The sequence below is a fragment of the Paraburkholderia sp. 35.1 genome, assembly GCF_050436525.1.
GTDB classification, from domain to species: Bacteria; Pseudomonadota; Gammaproteobacteria; order Burkholderiales; family Burkholderiaceae; genus Paraburkholderia; species Paraburkholderia tuberum.
Genome location: NZ_JBNDMJ010000003.1, coordinates 1,973,366 through 1,994,130 on the forward strand (window position 1 = coordinate 1,973,366; position 20,765 = coordinate 1,994,130).

Annotated in this window: 18 protein-coding genes and 3 pseudogenes; 12 read left to right on the forward strand and 9 right to left on the reverse strand. The window is 62.2% G+C overall.

Annotated features, from left to right (window positions below; translation table 11 throughout):
- Positions 1-138: 138 nt before the first annotated feature.
- Positions 139-834, forward strand: a pseudogene (locus OKW27_RS29260) (IS256 family transposase); the annotation flags it as partial.
- Between the two features lie 59 nt (positions 835-893).
- Here OKW27_RS29260 and OKW27_RS29265 read toward each other — a convergent pair.
- The 7 genes and pseudogenes from OKW27_RS29265 to OKW27_RS29295 form a co-directional block, all read right to left on the reverse strand.
- Positions 894-1,846, reverse strand: a pseudogene (locus OKW27_RS29265) (IS3 family transposase); the annotation flags it as partial.
- 72 nt (positions 1,847-1,918) lie between these two features.
- A protein-coding gene (locus OKW27_RS29270) for an IS3 family transposase (protein ID WP_429333642.1) occupies positions 1,919-3,054 on the reverse strand; the annotation gives its coding sequence in 2 pieces (ribosomal slippage) (positions 1,919-2,790 and positions 2,790-3,054; 1,137 coding nt in all).
- 24 nt (positions 3,055-3,078) lie between these two features.
- On the reverse strand, positions 3,079-3,489 hold the full coding sequence (locus tag OKW27_RS29275) for an AraC family transcriptional regulator (RefSeq protein WP_429335552.1): 411 nt from the start codon (positions 3,487-3,489) through the stop codon (positions 3,079-3,081).
- Positions 3,490-3,503: 14 nt separating this feature from the next.
- On the reverse strand, positions 3,504-5,060 hold the full coding sequence (gene tnpC / locus OKW27_RS29280; protein ID WP_429332362.1) for an IS66 family transposase: 1,557 nt from the start codon (positions 5,058-5,060) through the stop codon (positions 3,504-3,506).
- 30 nt (positions 5,061-5,090) lie between these two features.
- Positions 5,091-5,399 carry an IS66 family insertion sequence element accessory protein TnpB gene (gene tnpB, locus OKW27_RS29285; RefSeq protein ID WP_429332363.1) on the reverse strand — a complete coding sequence of 103 codons (309 nt, stop codon included), beginning with the start codon at positions 5,397-5,399 and terminating at the stop codon, positions 5,091-5,093.
- A gap of 32 nt (positions 5,400-5,431) precedes the next feature.
- Complete coding sequence (gene tnpA / locus OKW27_RS29290; protein ID WP_244144879.1) at positions 5,432-5,860, reverse strand: IS66-like element accessory protein TnpA; 429 nt, start codon at positions 5,858-5,860, stop codon at positions 5,432-5,434.
- Between the two features lie 24 nt (positions 5,861-5,884).
- Positions 5,885-6,685, reverse strand: coding sequence for a helix-turn-helix domain-containing protein (locus OKW27_RS29295; protein ID WP_429335553.1), 801 nt, complete (start codon positions 6,683-6,685; stop codon positions 5,885-5,887).
- A gap of 36 nt (positions 6,686-6,721) precedes the next feature.
- Here OKW27_RS29295 and OKW27_RS29300 point away from each other — a divergent pair, with 36 nt between their 5' ends.
- Both OKW27_RS29300 and eutC read left to right on the forward strand, forming a co-directional pair.
- Positions 6,722-8,116 carry an ethanolamine ammonia-lyase subunit EutB gene (locus OKW27_RS29300; protein WP_429335554.1) on the forward strand — a complete coding sequence of 465 codons (1,395 nt, stop codon included), beginning with the start codon at positions 6,722-6,724 and terminating at the stop codon, positions 8,114-8,116.
- A complete protein-coding gene (gene eutC / locus OKW27_RS29305) occupies positions 8,113-8,904 on the forward strand; it encodes an ethanolamine ammonia-lyase subunit EutC (RefSeq protein ID WP_429335555.1) in 792 nt (263 codons plus the stop codon). The genes OKW27_RS29300 and eutC overlap by 4 nt, the downstream gene beginning before the upstream one ends.
- A gap of 31 nt (positions 8,905-8,935) precedes the next feature.
- Here eutC and OKW27_RS29310 read toward each other — a convergent pair whose 3' ends face one another.
- Positions 8,936-11,254, reverse strand: coding sequence for a heavy metal translocating P-type ATPase (locus OKW27_RS29310; protein ID WP_429335556.1), 2,319 nt, complete (start codon positions 11,252-11,254; stop codon positions 8,936-8,938).
- 81 nt (positions 11,255-11,335) lie between these two features.
- Between OKW27_RS29310 and cadR the strand changes: the two genes are divergently transcribed.
- The 6 genes and pseudogenes from cadR to OKW27_RS29340 all read left to right on the forward strand — a co-directional run bounded on the left by cadR (position 11,336) and on the right by OKW27_RS29340 (position 16,702).
- On the forward strand, positions 11,336-11,767 hold the full coding sequence (gene cadR / locus OKW27_RS29315) for a Cd(II)/Pb(II)-responsive transcriptional regulator (RefSeq protein WP_090802273.1): 432 nt from the start codon (positions 11,336-11,338) through the stop codon (positions 11,765-11,767).
- A 122-nt stretch (positions 11,768-11,889) separates the two neighbouring features.
- Positions 11,890-12,090 carry a hypothetical protein gene (locus tag OKW27_RS29320; protein ID WP_090802271.1) on the forward strand — a complete coding sequence of 67 codons (201 nt, stop codon included), beginning with the start codon at positions 11,890-11,892 and terminating at the stop codon, positions 12,088-12,090.
- Positions 12,091-12,113: 23 nt separating this feature from the next.
- Complete coding sequence (gene dbpA, locus OKW27_RS29325; RefSeq protein ID WP_429335557.1) at positions 12,114-13,517, forward strand: ATP-dependent RNA helicase DbpA; 1,404 nt, start codon at positions 12,114-12,116, stop codon at positions 13,515-13,517.
- Positions 13,518-13,858: 341 nt separating this feature from the next.
- Positions 13,859-15,013: a pyridoxal phosphate-dependent aminotransferase gene (locus OKW27_RS29330; protein ID WP_429335558.1), complete on the forward strand. Its 1,155-nt coding sequence runs from the start codon at positions 13,859-13,861 to the stop codon at positions 15,011-15,013.
- Positions 15,014-15,077: 64 nt separating this feature from the next.
- Complete coding sequence (locus OKW27_RS29335) at positions 15,078-15,872, forward strand: ABC transporter substrate-binding protein (protein WP_090802267.1); 795 nt, start codon at positions 15,078-15,080, stop codon at positions 15,870-15,872.
- 141 nt (positions 15,873-16,013) lie between these two features.
- Positions 16,014-16,702: pseudogene (locus tag OKW27_RS29340) on the forward strand (AraC family transcriptional regulator).
- 40 nt (positions 16,703-16,742) lie between these two features.
- Here the strand turns inward: OKW27_RS29340 and OKW27_RS29345 are convergent.
- Complete coding sequence (locus tag OKW27_RS29345) at positions 16,743-17,330, reverse strand: LysE family translocator (protein WP_429335559.1); 588 nt, start codon at positions 17,328-17,330, stop codon at positions 16,743-16,745.
- 494 nt (positions 17,331-17,824) lie between these two features.
- Between OKW27_RS29345 and OKW27_RS29350 the strand changes: the two genes are divergently transcribed.
- The 3 genes from OKW27_RS29350 (at position 17,825) to OKW27_RS29360 (ending at position 20,661) form a co-directional block, all read left to right on the forward strand.
- A complete protein-coding gene (locus tag OKW27_RS29350; RefSeq protein ID WP_429335560.1) occupies positions 17,825-19,282 on the forward strand; it encodes a sensor domain-containing diguanylate cyclase in 1,458 nt (485 codons plus the stop codon).
- Between the two features lie 381 nt (positions 19,283-19,663).
- Entirely contained in the window at positions 19,664-20,140 is a 477-nt protein-coding gene (locus OKW27_RS29355) for a hypothetical protein (RefSeq protein WP_429335561.1), read from the forward strand.
- Positions 20,137-20,661: a hypothetical protein gene (locus OKW27_RS29360; RefSeq protein ID WP_429335562.1), complete on the forward strand. Its 525-nt coding sequence runs from the start codon at positions 20,137-20,139 to the stop codon at positions 20,659-20,661. Before OKW27_RS29355 ends, OKW27_RS29360 begins: the two co-directional genes overlap by 4 nt.
- Positions 20,662-20,765 lie beyond the last annotated feature (104 nt).

A 20,765-nucleotide genomic window follows, 5' to 3' on the forward strand; every position in this document is an offset into this window, starting at 1 on the left:
TCGAGACTGGCGGGAACAGCATTGCTTTGGGCTGTTACGTAAAACGCGCGGAGATTTGCTTTCTGCGAGATCTTGAGGGTGTAAAAATTTTTGTGTAAACGGTCATTTGGCAGGAAACTGTCAGCAACAGGAGCACAGATGACCGTAGCGAAACGCAACAAAAGAGAAAACCCCGATCCTGAACTCGTCAAGCTGGCAGACAGCCTGCTGGCGAACTACCAGAAGCCGGAAGATCTGATAGGCGAGAACGGGTTGCTCAAGCAGCTCACGAAGATGCTGGTGGAGCGAGCGCTTGAGACGGAGATGTCCGAGCACCTGGGCCATGGCAAGAGCGAAGCGGTGACTAATGCCACTGGCAACACCCGGAATGGGCATAGCGCCAAGACATTGCAGGGGGAGTTTGGCGAGTTGCCGCTCAATATTCCGCGCGACCGTCAGGGCGCATTCGAGCCGAAGCTTGTGGAGCGTCATCAGACGCGCTGGACGGGCTTCGACGATAAGATCATTTCGTTGTACGCGCGAGGTCTGAGCGTGCGCGAGATCCAGGGCCATCTGGAAGAGATGTACGGCACGGAGGTGTCGCCCACGCTCATCTCGGCGGTCACCGACGCCGTCAGCGAGGAGGTGAAGGTCTGGCAAGGCCGTGCGCTCGATGCGCTTTACCCGATCGTCTATCTCGACTGCATCCACGTCAAGGTGCGCGACAGCGGCGCGGTGCGCACCAAGGCAGTGTACCTGGCCATCGGCGTGAACATGACCGGTCACAAGGAGGTTCTGGGACTGTGGATTGCCCAGACCGAGGGTGCAAAGTTCTGGTTGCAAGTGGTCACTGAGAGGTGGCCTCGTTCGTTCAGACAGGATCTGCGAGTTTTTAAGTGGAATCGCTGAGGCAGTCAAGCTGCCGATTTTATCGCTGGCAGCGTCGCGAAGTATGCTTCATCCGGTGTCTGGTCGGCGAGCTTCGAATGAGGCCGGTTCTGGTTATACCAGTTCAGGTAATTGCCGATTGAGCGGCGGGCGTGGCTGACCGAGTCATATGCTTTCAGATAAACCTCTTCATATTTGACGCTGCGCCACACCCGTTCGACGAACACATTGTCACGCCAGGCACCCTTTCCATCCATGGACAGAAGAACGTTCCGGCTGAGTACCGCGTCGGTGAATTCGGTTGCGGTGAACTGGCTGCCTTGATCCGTGTTGACGATCTCAGGCAGCCCGTATTTCGCAAACGCTTCCTCCAGCGCCTCGACAGCATGGCAACTCTCCAGTGTGATCGCCACCCGGTGTGCCAGCACCCGACGGCTCGCCCAGTCCACTACGGCTGTCAGATAAACGAAGCCGCGCGCCATCGGGATGTAGCTCGTATCGAGTGCCCAGACCTGATTGGCCCGATCGATCTTCCTGTTGCGCAGCAGGTACGGCCAGATCCTGTGGGCCGCATGCTTGCGGCTCGTGTTGGGCTTGCGATACAACGCCTCGATGCCCATGCGCTTCATCAGGGTGCCGACGTGCCTGCGTCCGACCTTGATGCCTTCGCGACGCAGCAGCCGTGCCAGCATTCGCGCCCCTGCAAATGGATGCTCAAGGTGAAGCTCGTCAATCCGGCGCATCAATTTCAGATCCGCTTCGCTGACGCCACGCGATCGGTAATAGACGCTCGACCGGCTGATGCCTACCAGCCGGGCCTGCTGTGTCATCGGCAGGGCGTGATCACGATCGATCATCGCCTTACGCCCAGCAGTCCCGCCTTGCTGAGCGCGCTTTCTAAAAAATCGTTCTCCAGCGTCAACTGCCCAATCTTCGCGTGCAGCACCTTCACGTCAACGGGCGGTGCCGCCGACGCCGCGTTGCCCGCTTAGAGGTGGCCTCGTTCGTTCAGACAGGATCTGCGAGTTTTTAAGTGGAATCGCTGAGGCAGTCAAGCTGCCGATTTTATCGCTGGCAGCGTCGCGAAGTATGCTTCATCCGGTGTCTGGTCGGCGAGCTTCGAATGAGGCCGGTTCTGGTTATACCAGTTCAGGTAATTGCCGATTGAGCGGCGGGCGTGGCTGACCGAGTCATATGCTTTCAGATAAACCTCTTCATATTTGACGCTGCGCCACACCCGTTCGACGAACACATTGTCACGCCAGGCACCCTTTCCATCCATGGACAGAAGAACGTTCCGGCTGAGTACCGCGTCGGTGAATTCGGTTGCGGTGAACTGGCTGCCTTGATCCGTGTTGACGATCTCAGGCAGCCCGTATTTCGCAAACGCTTCCTCCAGCGCCTCGACAGCATGGCAACTCTCCAGTGTGATCGCCACCCGGTGTGCCAGCACCCGACGGCTCGCCCAGTCCACTACGGCTGTCAGATAAACGAAGCCGCGCGCCATCGGGATGTAGCTCGTATCGAGTGCCCAGACCTGATTGGCCCGATCGATCTTCCTGTTGCGCAGCAGGTACGGCCAGATCCTGTGGGCCGCATGCTTGCGGCTCGTGTTGGGCTTGCGATACAACGCCTCGATGCCCATGCGCTTCATCAGGGTGCCGACGTGCCTGCGTCCGACCTTGATGCCTTCGCGACGCAGCAGCCGTGCCAGCATTCGCGCCCCTGCAAATGGATGCTCAAGGTGAAGCTCGTCAATCCGGCGCATCAATTTCAGATCCGCTTCGCTGACGCCACGCGATCGGTAATAGACGCTCGACCGGCTGATGCCTACCAGCCGGGCCTGCTGTGTCATCGGCAGGGCGTGATCACGATCGATCATCGCCTTACGCCCAGCAGTCCCGCCTTGCTGAGCGCGCTTTCTAAAAAATCGTTCTCCAGCGTCAACTGCCCAATCTTCGCGTGCAGCACCTTCACGTCAACGGGCGGTGCCGCCGACGCCGCGTTGCCCGCTTCGAACACATCGGCAACCCGCTCCTGCAGTTGCTTCTTCCAGTCCGTGATCTGGTTTGGATGGACATCAAACTGCTGGGCCAGTTCTGCCAGCGTCTTGTCGCCCTTAAGCGCCGCGAGTGCCACCTTTGCCTTGAACGCCGGTGAGTGTGTCCGTCGGTTTCGTTTCGTCATCTTCTGGTTCCTTGTCGCCGGCCATTATGACCGACTCACGCCCCAGCTTTTCCACTCAACGAACTGTCCGAATTCTCGGCGCCACCTCTCCCTCCCAGACTGCACGAGCCAGGTCCCGTACAACCACTCATAAGCCGCTCGCATATCGCTATACGGCCCCACATGCCGCAACACCGCATATTCCCCACTGCGTATACGCGTAGCAGAAACCGCCCCACCCATCCCAACAGCCGAAGCCACTTCAGCCATCACGGGCCCCGGCAACACCACACCCGCCTTCGACCGCAACGCCTTCTCCTCGACCACCCCCGGATCATCGAAGTAAACCCCGATCATCCGCATCTGCGCCTCCAGCAGATTATGTTTCGCAAGCCACCCCAACAAAGGTAAGCACCTCGCGACGGCCGTCCGCAACGCGGCGCCCGCGTGAGGCATGATCGGGAATCGGGTTACGTGTCAGCAGACGCCGATGGGCCAGACTGCCGAGGCAGCTTCGTGGCCACGTTCCAGGGCAACAGTTCGTCGATGCGGTTAATGGGATGGTCAGCGATATGGGTCAGGACGTATTCGAGGTAGGCGCGCGGGTTGATCCCGTTGAGCTTGCATGTGCCGATCAGACCGTACATCGCGGCTGCCCGCTCGCCTCCGCTGTCGGAGCCGGCGAACAGGAAGTTCTTGCGGCCCAGACTCACACAGCGCAGCGCGTTTTCCGCCAGGGCGTTGCTGATCTCGGCACGGCCCTCTTCGCAATACAGCACGAGCGCATCCCACTGGTTGAGCGAGTAACGGATCGCTTTGGCCAGTTCGGATTTCTTCGACAGCGTTGCGAGCTTGTCCGTCATCCACGTCTTGATGGTCGCCAGCAGCGGCACGCTTTTCTCCTGCCGCACGCGCAGCCGTTCAGCGGCGGGTTTGCCGCGGATGTCCGCCTCGATGCCGTAAAGTGCACCGATCAGCTCGAGCACCTCCCGGGTCGCCTCGGTAGGCGTTCGGGCATGCACGTCGTATATGTACCGTCTCGCGTGGTCCCAGCATGCAGCCTCGCGAATCTTGCCGCTCTCGTACAGTTCGTTGAAGCCGCTGTAGGCGTCGGCCTGAAGGATGCCCTCGAATCCGGCCAGATGGGTCTGGGGATGGATGCCTTTGCGGTCCGGCGAGTAAGCAAACCACACTGCGGCCGGTTCGGTCGAGCCCGAACGGGTGTCATCGCGCACATACACCCACAGGCGCCCAGTCTTCGTCTTCTTCTTGCCCGGCTCGAGCACCGGGATAGGCGTGTCATCCGCGTGCAGCTTCGACGGTGCCACCGTGTAGCGGCGCAGTGCCTCGGTCAGTGCATCGCAAAGGGCCTCGCACTGGCCGACCCAGCGGCCCATGCTGGCCGGGTCGAGCTTCACGCCGTCGCGCGCGGCAATCTGCGACTGCCGGTACAACGGGGCGTGGTCAGCGTACTTCGAGACGACGATGTCGGCCAGCAGGCTCGGATGGGCGATGCTGCGCGTAATCGGCAGGCCGGGCATCGGCGGCTGCGAGAAGTGGTGGCCGCACGGACAGACCGTCTTGCGCCGGATCGTGCGAATCACCTTGAACATTGCCGCGACGCGGGCGAGCTGCTCGGACACGTCTTCTCCGAGCGGCTGCATGGCGCTGCCGCACTTCGGGCAGGTCGCGTCGGCGTCGAGTACGCGTTCTTCGCGTGGCAGATGCGGCGGCAGCGCTTCTTTCGGCGATGCGTCGCCCACAGGCGTGCTCGCGCTTGATTGGCGGGCGCGCCGCACATCAGAGACGCCGCGCTCGCCCGTCAAGTCCTCGAGCGCGGTTTCGAGCCGTGCAACCTCCCGGTCCAACTGCTCGGACTTGCGCCCGAATTGCATACGCCTAAGCTTGTCGAGCTGCGCCTTGAGCTGCTCGATCTCCAGATCGCGCTCGGCAAGCTGGGCACGAGCCTCGACCAGCAAGGCTCGCAGGGTTGCAACATCGTCAGGAAGTTCGGCGCCGTTCGACATGCGGCGCAGTTTACGAGTCTTCTGCTCGGTTTACAACATCGACAGTGCAGCGGTGCGACGCGGCTGCCGCCAATCGATGCCTTCGAGCAACATCGACAATTGCGCCGCCGTCAGATGGACCTTGCCGCCATCGGCCTGCGGCCAGACGAAGCGGCCCCGCTCAAGCCGCTTCGCAAGAAGCCAGAGCCCGTCCTCGGTCGCCCACATGACCTTCACGAGATCGCCGCGCCGGCCCCGGAAGATGAACACGTTGCCACTCAGCGGATTGTCCTCGAGCGCCGTCTGCACCTTCGCCGCCAGCCCCTGGAATCCGCAGCGCATGTCGGTGACGCCTGCCACCAGCCAGACGCGTGTACCCGTGGGAAGAGAGATCACGATCGCACGCTGCCCAGCACGACGCGTAGCGTGTCGGCGTCGACGATGCCGTCCACCTTGACTACCAGGTCACCGAACCGGATCTCGATTGTCCCGGCTCGTGTAGTCCGGTTGCCGACGGCCCCTGCATCCGAGGGCATCGTCACGCGCTGCGGCGGCGTTTCATGGACCACCGCCACGGGAATCAGCGACGTCGTTTCCGCCTGCAATTGCTCGCGATAGCGACGCCGCCAGGTGAACAGCATGTTTGCATTGATGCCATTGTCCCGCGCCAGCTTCGCGACCGACGCACCAGGCTCGCATGCCGCGGCCGCAAGCCGGCGTCGAAACTCGGGATCATAATTCGGGCGTCCCTTGCGGCTACCCGGCTTGGCTTCCGACTCTGTCACAGTGATGTCCATCAAATCGAAAATGATGGGCACCACTTTGATGTCGCTTCTCGCCGTCGTCTACGACGGTCGTCGTGAGGTGCTTACCAACAAAGCATCAAAAGCCTTTCCGATCTGCATATAAGGTCCGACATGATCGACCGACAAAATCTCCATCGACTCCACATAACGAATCACGACCTCACGAATCATCGTCATCTGTTCGTCTCCTGAAAGCGCCGGACGAAACCGGCTATGCGTGCCTTGCCTGCGATACTGCGCCGGCGGCACACCAAACACCGCGCGAAACGTCCGCGAAAAAGACTGCAAACTGCTATACCCCGAACGCTCGGCAATCTGAGCAATCGGCATCGAACTACTCGCAAGAAAACCCGCTGCGCGATGCAACCGTAAACGCCGCACGGTCGTCGCGACCGTCTCGCCATACATCGCCTGATAAATCCGGTGCCAGTGATACGGCGACAGACACGCAATCTCCGCAAGCCGTCCTATATCGAGCGGTTCGTCGAGGTGATCGTAGATATGGTCGAGCACGCGTGCGAGTCGCGTCTCGTATCGAGCCCGATGGTCTGATTCGTTCATGACTGGACCGCAGAAAATTGGCGCGAGAGGATGCGAACAAAGTATCACGTCAGCGAGTGTCGGCCGTTTACCAAATCCTGCGGATTTCAAGCGGTGCGCACAAAGGCGATTGAGCGCCTGTTGACCGCGCCCGTGGACGCGAGCAGGAGCGCCAAACACAGCATCGGCAAACAGCCCCAATCTCCGCAACGTGACGCTGCCGCCGTTTGGCGCTATCGTGTAGTGAGCAGCACCAGCACCGGCAGCAAGCAACCTGCAGCATGTAACCGCCGTTCCCATTCCTACCCGCGTTCGCGAGGCGATGGAGCCGCAAACATGAGCTACACCGAGTCGATCGGCAGTCGCACGTACCGCTTCGCCGACCTGAAGACCCTGCTCGCGAAAGCGAGCCCGCAACGCTCGGGCGACCAGCTCGCAAGCATCGCGGCAGCGAGCGAAGAAGAGCGGGTCGCCGCCAAAATGGCGCTCGCCGAGGTGCCGCTACGCACGTTCCTGAACGAACCGCTGATCCCCTACGAAACCGACGAAGTCACCCGCCTGATCATCGACGATCACTCGCCAGCAGCCTTCGCCGAAATCTCGCATCTGACGGTAGGCGACTTCCGCAATTGGCTACTCAGCACCACAACCGACACCGACGCACTCACCCGCATCACCGAGGGCCTAACACCAGAAATGGTCGCCGCCGTCTCAAAGCTGATGCGCAACCAGGACCTGATCACCGCCGCCCGTAAACGCCCGGTCATCACACGCTTTCGCAACACGGTCGGTTTACCGGGCCGCATGTCCGTACGCCTGCAACCGAACCATCCAACCGACGACGTCAAAGGCATCGCCGCCTCGATGCTCGACGGCCTGATGTACGCCTGCGGCGACGCGCTGATCGGCATCAACCCCGCGAGCGACAACCTCGCCGCGATCACGAAGCTGCTGCAGATGATCGACGACTTCCGCCAGCGCTATCAGGTACCGACGCAGTCGTGCGTACTCACGCACGTGACGAGCACGATCGCCGCGATGGAAAAAGGCGCGCCGGTCGATCTCGTATTCCAGTCGATCGCCGGTACCGAAAAAGCGAACGCGAGCTTTGGCATTTCGCTCGCGCTGCTGCAGGAAGCGTACGAGGCGGGGCTGTCGCTCCAACGCGGCACCGTCGGCAGCAATCTGATGTACTTCGAAACGGGGCAGGGCAGCGCGTTGTCGGCGGATGCGCATTTCGGCGTTGACCAGCAGACCTGCGAGGCGCGCGCCTATGCGGTCGCGCGCAAGTTCAGGCCGTTTCTGGTGAACACGGTAGTCGGTTTCATCGGCCCCGAGTATTTGTACGATGGCAAGCAGATCACGCGCGCGGGTCTCGAGGATCACTTCTGCGGCAAGCTGCTCGGCGTGCCGATGGGTTGCGACATCTGCTACACGAACCACGCCGAAGCGGACCAGGACGACATGGACAATCTGCTGACGCTGCTCGGCGTAGCGGGCATCAATTTCATCATGGGCGTACCTGGCGCGGACGACGTCATGCTCAACTATCAGAGCACGTCCTTTCACGACGCGCTGTACGTGCGCGACGTGCTCGGTTTGCGCCGCGCGCCGGAATTCGAGGAATGGCTGGAGTCGATGCAGATCATCGACGCACGCGGCGCGTTGATCGGCCCATCGGCGCGGCAACCGCTGCTCGAAGGTGCGCGCGACTGGATGGGGATCGCATGAGCGAGAACGACGCACTCGACAAGGACCCGTGGAGCGCACTGCGTCGGTTTACGCAGGCACGCATCGCGTTGGGCCGCGCGGGCAACAGCCTCCCGACCGCACCATTGCTCGCGTTCAATCTCGCGCATGCGCAGGCGCGCGACGCCGTGCACCATCCGCTCGACGTGGACCCGCTGCACGCACAACTGCGCGCGCAAGGTTTCAACACGCTCGACGTGCATAGCGCCGCGCCGGATCGCGAGCATTATTTGCGGCGCCCTGATCTTGGGCGGCGTCTGTCGGAGGAGAGTCGCGCGACGCTTGCCCGACTGCCATCGCAATCAAGCGATGTGCTGTTTGTGATCGGCGATGGTCTATCGGCGTTCGCCGCATCGAAGCAGGCTGTACCGTTGCTGCAAGCTATACATCCAAAGCTCGCGGGTTGGACCATCGGTCCCGTAGTGGTCGCGCGTCAGGCGCGCGTCGCACTCGGCGACGAGATCGGCGAATTGCTCGACGCGAAAATCGTTGTGATGCTGATCGGCGAGCGACCGGGTTTGAGTTCGCCGGATAGCCTTGGCATCTACGTCACGTACGCGCCGAAAACGGGGTTCAGCGACGCCCAGCGCAACTGCATTTCCAACGTGCGCCCGCAAGGCCTCGACTATCCGCAGGCCGCGCACAAGCTGCACTATCTGCTCACGCAGGCGAGGAAGCTGAGACTGACAGGGGTGGGCTTGAAAGACGACAGCGATGAGCTGCTAGCCAGCGCTCCGACGCATCCTGCCGTGAACGACGGTTCAGCGTAGGAAGCAACGAGCGTAAACCTCGCACGCCCACTCACTTGCGCAACAACCTCAACCCATTGGCCACTACCAGCAAACTCGCACCGACATCTGCGCACACCGCCATCCACATCGTGCCGAAGCCCATCAACGTCAGCACGAGGAACACGCTCTTGATGCCAAGCGCGAGCGCGATGTTCTGCACCAGCACCCCGTACGTCGCCTTTGACAACCGGATAAACGCCGGAATCTTCCGCAGATCGTCGTCCATCAACGCGACGTCGGCGGTTTCGATCGCGGTGTCGGTACCCATCGCACCCATCGCGAAGCCGATGTCAGCGCGCGCGAGCGCGGGCGCATCGTTGATGCCGTCGCCGACCATGCCGACCGTCGCGCCATCGCTCGACCATTGCGTGAGCGCGTCGAGCTTGTCCTCGGGCAACTGATCGCCGCGCGCTTCATCGACGCCGACCTGCTGCGCGATCGCCGCGGCGGTATGACGGTTGTCGCCGGTCAGCATCGTGGTGCCGACGCCGAGCCGCCGCAATTCGGCGACGGCGGCGCGGCTCGTTTCCTTCACCGTGTCAGCGACCGCAAACAGCGCGAGCACGCGCTGCGCATCGGCGAGCATCACGACGGTTTTGCCGTGCTGTTCGAGCGCATCGAGACGCGCTTCGAGTTGCGGCGAGCAGCGGCTCAACTCTTCGACCAGGCGATGATTGCCGAGCCAGTACGCGATACCGTCGATATCGCCGCGCACGCCGCGTCCAGCGATCGCCTGGAACGCATCGACGTGCAGGTGTTCGACGCCGTCGTCATTGGCGGCAGCAGCGATCGCCATCGAAACAGGGTGGTCGGAGCGGCCCCCGAGGCTTGCCGCGAGCGTGCGGTATCGGAACGTTTCACGCGCGTCACCAACCACCTCAAACTCCGTCTGCACTGGCTTCCCGTGCGTAATCGTCCCGGTCTTATCGAGCGCCAACCGGGTCAGCTTGCGACCCTGTTCGAGATAAACGCCACCCTTGATCAGAATCCCCTTGCGCGCCGCGGCCGCGAGCCCGCTGACGATCGTCACCGGCGTCGAAATCACGAGCGCGCACGGACACGCGATCACGAGCAGCACCAGCGCCTTGTACACCCACGCGTGCCACGCTCCACCGAACACGAGTGGTGGGACCAGAGCGACGGCGAGCGCAATCGCGAACACGATCGGCGTATAAACGCGCGCGAATTCATCGACGAAGCGCTGCGTCGGCGCCTTCGTGCCCTGCGCCTCCTCGACCGCGTGGATGATCCGCGCGAGCGTCGTGTTGCCGGCGGCCGCCGTCACTTGATAATCGAACGAGCCCGCCTGGTTGATCGTGCCGGCGAATACGGCGTCGCCGATCGCCTTGTCGACGGGCAGGCTCTCGCCGGTGATCGGCGCCTGATCGACGCTCGAGCGGCCCGCGACGATTTCGCCATCGAGCGCGATCCGCTCGCCCGGCTTCACGCGCACGAGCGTCCCGGGCACGATCGCGTCGACGCGGACGGGCTGCCACGCTCCATCGGGCTGCTGCACGCTGGCCTGTTCGGGCGTGAGCCGCAGGAGCCCTTCGATCGCGTTGCGCGCGCGGTCGAGCGAGCGCACCTCGATCAGCTCGGCGATCGTGAAGAGCACCATCACCATTGCGGCTTCGGGCCACTGGCCGAGCAGCGCCGCGCCGGTCACGGCGATGCTCATCAGCGCGTTGATGTTCAAGTTGCCGTTGCGCAGCGCGACCCAGCCCTTGCGATATGTCGTGAGGCCACAGGAGGCAATCGCGACGACCGCCATACCCGCCACCACCCAGGCCGGCGCGCCGAGCCAGCTAGCGGCTTCTGAGGCTCCCGCGACGATGCCGGCGAGGATCAGGGGCCACCACGGCTTACGCATTGCGTCAGTGGCTGCTTGGGGCACCGCGTCGGCGTTCCCACCCTTTCCGGCGTCGCTTGCCAGTTCGGGCGTGAAGTCGAGCGAGCGCAGGGCGGCGAGGACCGACCCGAGCGCCTCCGGCGCGTGGACGACAGTCAGCACGCGCTGCATCAGGTTGAAGTCCATGCTACGCACGACCGGCATACGGCCGAGTTTCTTGCGGATCAGCGCTTCCTCGGTCGGGCAGTCCATCTGCAGGATGCGGATTGCGGTGCGAAGGTCGTCGTCGAGGGCTTCGGACGGAGGCAGGCGCAGCGACGCAGGCGCAAAAGCGCTAGCGGCGCAGCAAGCGACAGCAGCGTGATCATGGGCGTGGTCGTGATCATGGTCGCGCCGCGCATCAACGTCGCCGCAACCCCCGTGCATACAGGCCTCGTCCAGTTCCGGACGATCGGTGGCAATACGGCTGCTGTCAGGCATTGGTGGCTTCCTCGTGCGATTTGTGGTCTAGTAAACACCCTGAAGCCACTACAAGGTCAAGGCCGCGTGGAGGAAGGGTCCATGAAAATCGGCGAACTGGCGAAAATCGCCCATTGCACGACGGAAACCATCCGTTTCTACGAGAAAGAGCGCCTGCTGCCCGAGGCGGAGCGCACCGAAGCCAATTACCGCAGTTACACGGCAAAGCATGTCGAGCGCCTGCGCTTTATCCGCAATTGCCGCGCGCTCGACATGACTCACGACGAAATCCGCGCATTGCTGCGTCTGACCGACGCGCCGGCGAACGGCTGCGGCGGCATGCATACGCTGGTCGACGAGCACATCGCGCACGTCGACACGCGTATCGAAGAACTGCAGCAGCTGAAGGCGCAACTGACGACGCTGCGCGACCAATGCCACGGCGAGCATCCGGTCGAAGACTGCGGCATCGTGCACGGCCTGACCGACATGGATGTGGCCGTGCCGCGTCCGCGGCATACGCATCTCGGCTGACGCCATGCTTGCCGTCGAGCGCTATCGCGTCACGACGCAGCGCCGGCGCGGCAACCCCATACACGGCAAGGCCGCATGTGCGACCTTGCCGATCGATCATCGAATCCAGTTGGAGAATCAACGTGTTCACCTGTAGAAATCAGTCCTGCGGCGCGCAGTGGGAGCAATCCGACGTCGTCATCAAGAACGAAGGCCAGGGGCTGCTGTTCCGCTGCCCGCTGTGCGGCGCGCGCAATTACGTCGAGCGTTTCGACGGCGACAACGGCGCGGTGCTGTACGAGCAGTTGCCGGGCCGCCCCGATCAGGGCCCGATGGCCGAGTAATCTCGATTCCTACAGACGATCCTATGAACAGTCCAACCCCCGCCGGCGCCGCATTCAGCGAGCTGCCGCTACCGCCCGCCACGCTCGCGAACCTGACGCAGCTCGGCTACGTCGAGATGACGCCGATCCAGGCCGCGAGCCTGCCGATCGCGCTCGCCGGTCAAGATCTGATCGCGCAGGCGAAAACCGGTAGCGGCAAGACCGCGGCGTTTTCGCTGGCGCTGCTCGCGCGCCTCGATGTACGCAAATTCGGCACCCAGGCAATGGTGCTGTGCCCGACGCGCGAACTCGCCGATCAGGTCACGCAGGAAATCCGCCGTCTCGCGCGCGCGGAAGAAAACATCAAGGTGCTGACCTTGTGCGGCGGCACACCGATGCGTCCGCAGACGGCGAGCCTCGAACATGGCGCGCACGTCGTGGTCGGCACGCCGGGCCGCATCATGGATCACCTCGAACGCGGCAGCCTCGATCTGCAATCGCTGAACACGCTCGTGCTCGACGAAGCCGACCGCATGCTCGACATGGGTTTCTTCGACGACATCGCGAAGGTCGCAAGGCAATGCCCGAAAGAGCGCCAAACGCTGCTGTTTTCGGCGACGTACCCTGAGGGCATCGCGAAGCTGAGCCAGCAATTCCTGCGAAACCCGAAGGAAGTCAAACTCGCCGAGCGGCACGACGACAGCAAGATCCGTCAGCGCTTCTACGAAGTGACCGAAGACGAACGTCTGCACGCGGTCGGTCTGCTGTTGAATCACTATCGTCCGGTCAGCACGATCGCGTTCTGCAACACGAAGCAGCAGTGCCGCGATCTGCTCGACGTGCTGCGCGCGCAGGGCTTCCATGCGCTTGCGCTGCACGGCGAACTCGATCAGCGCGAGCGCGATCAGGTGCTGATCCAGTTCGCGAACCGCAGCTGCTCGGTGCTCGTCGCAACCGACGTCGCCGCGCGCGGCCTCGACATCGCGCAACTCGAAGCGGTGATCAACGTCGACGTGACGCCGGACCCGGAAGTGCACACGCATCGCATCGGCCGCACGGGCCGCGCCGATCAGGAAGGCTGGGCGCTGAGTCTCGCGACAATGAACGAGATGGGGCGCGTCGGTGGGATCGAGCAGGCGCACAAGCGCGACGTCGAATGGCACAAGCTGGCCGAGCTGAAGGCGGGCAACAACGAACCGCTGCTGCCGCCGATGGAAACGCTGCAGATCCTCGGCGGCCGCAAGGACAAGATCCGTCCCGGCGACGTGCTCGGCGCGCTGACCGGCGACGCCGGCTTCGCGGGCTCGCAGATCGGCAAGATCAACGTGACCGACATGTCGACCTATGTCGCGGTGGAGCGCAGCATCGCGCGCGAGGCGGTGCGCCGGCTCAGCGCGGGCAAGCTGAAGGGGCGCAAGGTCAAGGTTCGTTTGATGGATGAAGCTTGATTCACCCGAAGCTCCGGCTTTCATTGAAAGTCCAATAACTCGAAAAACGGCCGCGTTAGCGGCCGTTTTCGCGACCGGGCCGCTCAGCATCACATTCCTTCATACCTACGCAGTTACCCGCATTCCCCGAAATCCACACCGCGTCCCCGTAAACCATGAACCCGCCGGCTTAGGCCTGCGTCGAGCGGCTTCGCGCGAGCCATGAAGAAAACGCATGCCGCGCATGACAAAGTTTCGATTGTGAGCGTTCTTTGGCTGATGCCTAATCACCCCACCGGAAGTAACGCCCCGCCGCCGCCATTCGCGCGGCCGCCGGCGGGTGTAGATAGGGAGAAAGTCTTATGCAGAGCGCCATGCAAGCCCGCTCGAAACTGCCGGACGTCGGCACCACCATTTTTACCGTGATCGGCCAACTGGCCGCGCAACACGATGCGTTGAACCTGTCGCAGGGCGCGCCGAATTTCGCGCCGGACCCGAAGCTCGTCGACGGCGTCGCGCAGGCGATGCGCGCCGGCCACAACCAGTACGCGCCGATGGCCGGCATCGGCGCGCTGCGCGACGCGCTCGCCGACAAGGTCGAAACGCTGTACGGCGTGCGCTACGACCCCGCCAGCGAGGTGACCGTGCTCGCGAGCGCGAGCGAAGGTCTTTATTCGACGATCAGCGCGCTCGTGCATCCGGGCGACGAAGTGATCTACTTCGAGCCGTCGTTCGACAGCTACGGTCCGATCGTGCGCCTGCAGGGCGCGAAGCCGGTCGCGATCAAGCTGTCGCTCGATCACTTCCGCGTGAACTGGGATGAAGTCGCCGCCGCGATCACGCCGAAGACGCGCATGATCATCGTCAACACACCGCACAATCCGACCGCGACGATTTTTAGCGACGCCGATATCGAGCGGCTGAAGGCGCTCACGCGCAACACCGACATCGTGATTCTGTCCGACGAGGTCTACGAACACGTCGTGTTCGACGACGCGAAGCATCAGAGCATGGCGCGCCATCAGGAACTCGCCGAGCGCAGCGTGATCGTGTCGTCGTTCGGCAAGTCGTACCACGTGACCGGCTGGCGCGTCGGCTACTGCCTCGCGCCCGCCGCGCTGATGGACGAGATCCGCAAGGTCCATCAGTTCATGGTGTTCTCCGCCGATACGCCGATGCAACACGCGTTCGTCGACGCGCTCGCCAATCGCGACAGCTACCTCGGCCTGTCCGACTTCTATCAGAAGAAACGCGATCTGCTCGCGCATGCGCTGCGCGAATCGCGCTTCGAGCTGTTGCCGAGCGAAGGCAGTTTCTTTATGCTCGCCCGGTTCCGCGGCTTCTCCGATGAAAGCGACAGCGATTTCGTGCTGCGCCTGATCCGCGATGCGCGCGTCGCGACGATTCCGTTGTCGGCGTTCTACACCGACGGCACGGATTCGGGGCTGATTCGCCTGAGTTTCTCGAAGGACGACGCAACGCTGCTCGAAGGCGCGCGGCGTTTGTGTGAAATCTGAGCGGGCGAGAGCACACTCAAAGTATCGAAGTCGTCAAAGTATTCGAAGAATGAAGGGAGATGTCATGAAGTTGCTCAAGTGCTTGTTGGCGCTGGCCTGTGCCGGCGCGTCGCTCGCAACATCGTCGGCGGCAAGCGCCGCCGATACCGCGACGCTGCGTTTCGGCGTCGAAGCGCAGTACCCGCCGTTCGAGTCGAAAGGACCGAACGGCGAACTGCAAGGGCTCGATATCGACGTGGGCAACGCGGTCTGCGCTGCCGCGCACATGACGTGCAAGTGGGTCGAAACCTCGTTCGACGGCCTGATTCCGGCGCTGCAAGGCCGCAAGTTCGACGCGATCAATTCAGCGATGAACGCGACCGAGCAGCGCCGCCAGGCGATCGATTTCACGACCGTCGTCTATCGCGTGCCGTCGCAGCTGATCGCGCGCAGCGACAGCGGTTTGCAGCCGACGCCCGAGTCGCTGAAGGGCAAGCGCATCGGCGTACTGCAAGGCTCGATTCAGGAGACCTTCGCTAAGGTGCATTGGGAACCGGCCGGCGTGATCGTGCTGCCGTATCAGGATCAGAACCAGGTCTATGCCGATCTGACGGCTGGCCGTCTCGACGGCACGCTCGTGCTCGCACCGGCCGGACAAACGGGCTTTCTGTCGAAGCCCGAAGGTAAGGGCTACGCGTTCGTCGGTCAGCCTGTGCGTGACGACAAGATTCTCGGCAGCGGCATCGCATACGGCATTCGCAAGGGTGATACCGCGCTGCGCGATCAGTTGAACGCCGCGATCGCGAAGGTGCAAGCCGACGGCACGGTGAAGACGCTCGCCGCGAAATATCTCGGCAATATCGACGTCAGCGCGAAGTAATCGCGTCGCGTTCGGGCGGCGGCGCCGTTTGCGAGCGGCGCCGCGCGTTCGCTTGTTGGCCATGCGTTTGACGGCTACGATACGTAGGCTTCGCGAAGTCGGAGACAACGGCGAAGTCGGCGGATCAACCGGAGAGTGCGCATGAGCGAGACGATCGAAGCGGCAAGCGCTGCGAACACCGCACGCGCAAATGGCGCAGACGCGCCGCGCTTCTGGCGCAGCGCGGCGCTGCCGTTCATCGAGGCGCGTTCCATCGACGATGGCCGCAAGGTCTGCTACGCCAAACATTCGCACGAAACGTTTTCGATCGGCGCGGTGACGGGAGGCCGCAGCGTGTACCTGAACCGCCACGCGCGGGAATGGGTCGGCGCGGGCGCCGTCGTGATGATGAGCCCCGACGATGTGCACGCGTGCAACCCGGTTGCCGGTGAGCGGTGGTCGTATCGGATGCTGCACGTCGACGTTGCATGGTTCACGAAACTGCAGCACGAGCTGGGCTTCAACGAGAATCATGCGTTCCGCGCGTTTTCGCAGATCATGACGCTCGACGCCGCGCTGTTCGACGGCGTGCGCTGAAACTCGACGATGTGTGCGAAGCCGCCGGGCTGTCCGCGTCGCACCTGATACGCGCGTTCAAGCTGCGCTACGGCATGACGCCCCACGCGTATCTGATCAACCGACGCATCCAGTACAGTCGCGCGCAACTGCGGCGCGGCGCACTGATCGCCGATGTCGCGCTCGATGCCGGCTTCGCCGATCAGGCGCATTTGCAGCGCACCTTCAAGCGGCTGGTGGCGGCGACGCCGGGCCAATATCGCAGCGGAGCGTGACGCGGCATGAAGCCGCCTCAGGAAGCAGGCGCGGCTCGCGTCACTCCACGAGCAGATACATCGCACTGAGCGCGAGCAGCGCCGCCATCACGCGATTGAACGCCCGGACCCGCTTCGCTTCACGCAGATGCCTGCGCAAAAACGTGCCGGCATACGCCCAGCTCGCGATCGATAGATAGCAGATCACGAAGTACAGCGTCGTGAATTGCCAGACGAGCCCGCCGTCGCCGCCTGCCGCATACGCGCCCATGCCGGCCAGCGACGCGAGCCACGCCTTCGGATTGAGCCATTGCATGGCCGCGCCTTGCGCGAACGACGGCCCGCGCGCCGGCTTGTCCGCGCCGAGCTGGCCGTCATCGATGGTGAGCTTGTGGGCCATATAGAGCAGAAAGCCCACGCCCGCCCATTTGACGATCTCGATCAGATTGGGAAAGCGCGCGAGCAATTCGTGCAGGCCGAGGCCGATCAACAGAAGCAGCAACGTGAAACCGACCGTCGCGCCAGTGACGTGCCGCAGACTCGCGGCGAGCCCGTGCTGCGCGCCGGCGCTCAGCGCGACGACGTTGACCGGGCCGGGAGAAATGGAACTGGCGAGCGCGAACGCGGCCATCGGGAGTAATGCGGTCATCGGATGCCTCGAACGTGAGTGTGCGAATGGATTGCGACGCTCAACGGTAACGAGGCGGCGAGGGCATGTATTGAAGGAAATTGCCCAATCGATAAGAAGGTAAAACCGCTGCGGCTTCAACGGTTCACAAAAACATTAGGCGATGACGCGATGATTCGATAACAAACACGCGTCTGAATTTAGAAAAGAAATACGCGCAAACGTTACCGAGGAACAACGATTTTTGAATTATCAGGTAAATTCTATTTATCGAAACTTATGATATGCCCCTATGTAGCGGGCGATTATTCGGCCCGATAAACAGTCCGAAGCCTCGAAAATGCGTGATTCCACTTGCGGATGGATTCGCTATCTGCTGGTGCTCTGTCTCAACAAACCGGAAGCGTAGTGAGCACTTCGACAAACTGAGTCCCGCCGTTGGAAACGCAGAGCACATGATCCACAAAAGAAAGGCCCGGTTTCGCGTCCTGATCGCACGGGCGCGCAGATGGCGGATGCCACGCGATGGCGTCATCTACGCGGGATGCGGTGTGGTGCTCGCAATGCTCGCGCTGTGTGGCTACGCGCTGTATCAGAGCCGCGAGGATGCGATTGCGCGCGCACTCGATTCGACGCGCGATGTCGCGACGATCACCGAGCGCGACATCGCGCGCAATTTCGAGCTGTACGCGCTGTCGCTGCAGGCCGTCGCCGATGGCCTCGGGCGTCCGGGCGTGCTCGATTCGCCGCGTTTGCGGCGCGAGATCCTGTTCGATCGCGCGGCGACCGGGCAATACGTCGGCGCGATGGTGGTGATCGACGCACTGGGCAACGTCGTGATCGATTCGGATAGCGACGTGCCGCGCGGGGGAAACCTCTCGGACCGTCCGTACTTCACGATTCATCGTGAAGATCCGGATCTCGGGCTCGATGTCAGCGCGCCGTACAACTCGAGACTCAGATCCGGTTCGCGCAGCATCGCGCTGAGCCGGCGACTGTCCCGGCCTGACGGATCGTTTGCGGGAATCGTCGCGCTCGGTATCGATCAGGAGTATTTCACGAGCCTGTTCGCGGATCTGCGGATCGGGCAGCATGGCTCGGTGTCGATCGTCAGAACGGACGGCACGATCATCGTGCGACGGCCCGACGATCGACACGTGACGGGCAGCGACATTAGCAAGACGGCGTTCTTCCAGCACCTGCTCGCGAAAGACGAGGGCAGCTTAATCGCGTCTTCGCCGCTCGATGGCGCCGAGCGGCTTTACTCGTTCAGACGGATTCCGCAATTGCCGCTGATCGTGCTGGTCGCCGAGGCGACCGACGATATCTATGCGGGCTGGTGGGGGCGCGCGCTGACGATCGGTTCGCTGATGCTGATCTTCGGGATCGGCGTGATCGTGTTGGCGGCGTGGCTCGGCGCCGAGTTGCGGCGGCGGCAGCGGGTGGAGCACGAGCTCGAACGGCTTGCCGGCACGGACGGACTCACCGGCCTGCCCAATCGCCGCGCGCTGTGTGAAACGCTCGAGCGCGAATGGCTGCGCGCGCGCCGCACGGGCAGCGTGTTGTCGCTACTGTTCGTCGATATCGATCACTTCAAAGCCTATAACGATACGTATGGTCATCAGGCCGGCGACGTCGCGCTGACCGCGGTCGCGCGCTGCATCCGCAGGGTGATCCAGCGGCCGGGCGATTGCGTCGGTCGATACGGCGGCGAGGAGTTTGTCGTGGTGCTGCCGGATACCGACGCCGCCGGTGCCGGGGTGGTCGGCGAGAACATCCGCGTGGCGATCGGCGAGTTGGGCATCGCGCACCAGGGCGGCGAGTTCGGTCGCGTGACGGTCAGCATCGGCGCGACCACGTCGCGCTCGGATCGGGTGACGGATGTCAGCGTCGTCGTTCGGGCTGCCGATGAGGCGTTGTATACGGCAAAGGCCGGTGGCAGGAATAGGGTCGCGCAGATGGGAGTTGGGTGACCGGTCGCTCCTGATTTTTCTGCGCCGGAAATGAAGAAGGGTTGCGACGCTTTCGCGTGCAACCCTTTCTGATTTCCGCGACGTGCTACCTCGCGCCGGTTGTCGATTTCACGGTTATGCCGCCACTGTTGCCTTGGTGCAGGTTGTGTGTGGAGTTTTCGTGGCTCGCTACGCCACTGTGCTGGCGCTCCTTGATTTGCACGTCGGTAATGGCGGTGGCCGAGCATTACGTTCGGGAACGAAAAGGTGACAAAGTTGAGCCGACTCGATAGCTCTGGGGATGATCTGCAGGGCATTAGAAACGGGGATAAATGCCGAGGAATTCACCACCACCAAATGTTCGCTTGGCGCTAAACTGCCTCGCACTGTTCGGGAGACCACATGCCGCTGCAGCTCAAGGATCTTGCCAAGCTGAACCAAATCATTGAACGAATCCAGACCGGTCGCTTCGATGCGAACGATGTCGACAACCTGCTCATGAAGCTTCGCCCCTATGCAGTGGATAAGACGGTTTTCCTTGAGGTGGCGAACTTCGTTGCCCACTCAGATGCGCGTGATAGGGGTCTGGCGCAGCAGTCCATCACAGCATTCGTTGATTCGATACAGTTTTTCCGGGAATATGTTGCAGAAAAACGTCCGTTGGACGTTCGCGAGCCTTTCCCCGCGTACATCTATCGGTTGTTTCTTTCGCAAACACGGCTATCGGATGAGCGCCTGCTGAAAACAGACCATAAGATGAGTCATGCAACTCTCATAAAAAAATCGAGAGCAATTTCGCGGTTGATAAGAAATTGGGTACATGCAGCTTACGAAACAACAAAGGCGGCACTGAGCTGTTCGCTGCTCTTCAGTTTGTGACGGGATTCATCCATTCACGAGCGGCCTTCCATATCCGCGATTTCCACAGAGACCTGAAGGATGTTTTGCATGCGCAAAACGTCAATTTTGACGATGCGGCTTGGGACGCCCAAGCGGACCGTATATCGCTCGCGATTCTTTGTCTTGTATCAAACACGGAATTTCTGCTTGCGAACGGGAACCTGGCAAGCTGCAAGTTGCAGACCGAGCACCATTTCAGACTTCTCAGTGGACAGCGTCGACTACCGACCGGGATCATGACCTCTGAGCCAACAAGCTTCGGATGCTTGATGATTTTGGGTGAAGCGACGATCAACCGCGCGACCAGTGGTCCACTGAGGGTCATTTTTCCGCTGATCGCCACTGACCTCGACCCTCACGAGCACTGCGATCCCGAACTGTTTCTTCGCGACCGAGCGGTCGAGACCGTTGAAAACGGCGAGCTCGAAATCGTCAATTTGGCGCCGGACATGTCATTGTCAGATCGCTTCAAACTTGTGCGGACCGATTCACTCGTTTGATGATAGGCGGGGATTCGGTGGATAACACCTGCCTTGCGGGAGGCCGCGAATCCCGAAAACCGCAGGGATGATTGGTAGGGGACGCGAGCTTCCCTGCCTTCGGT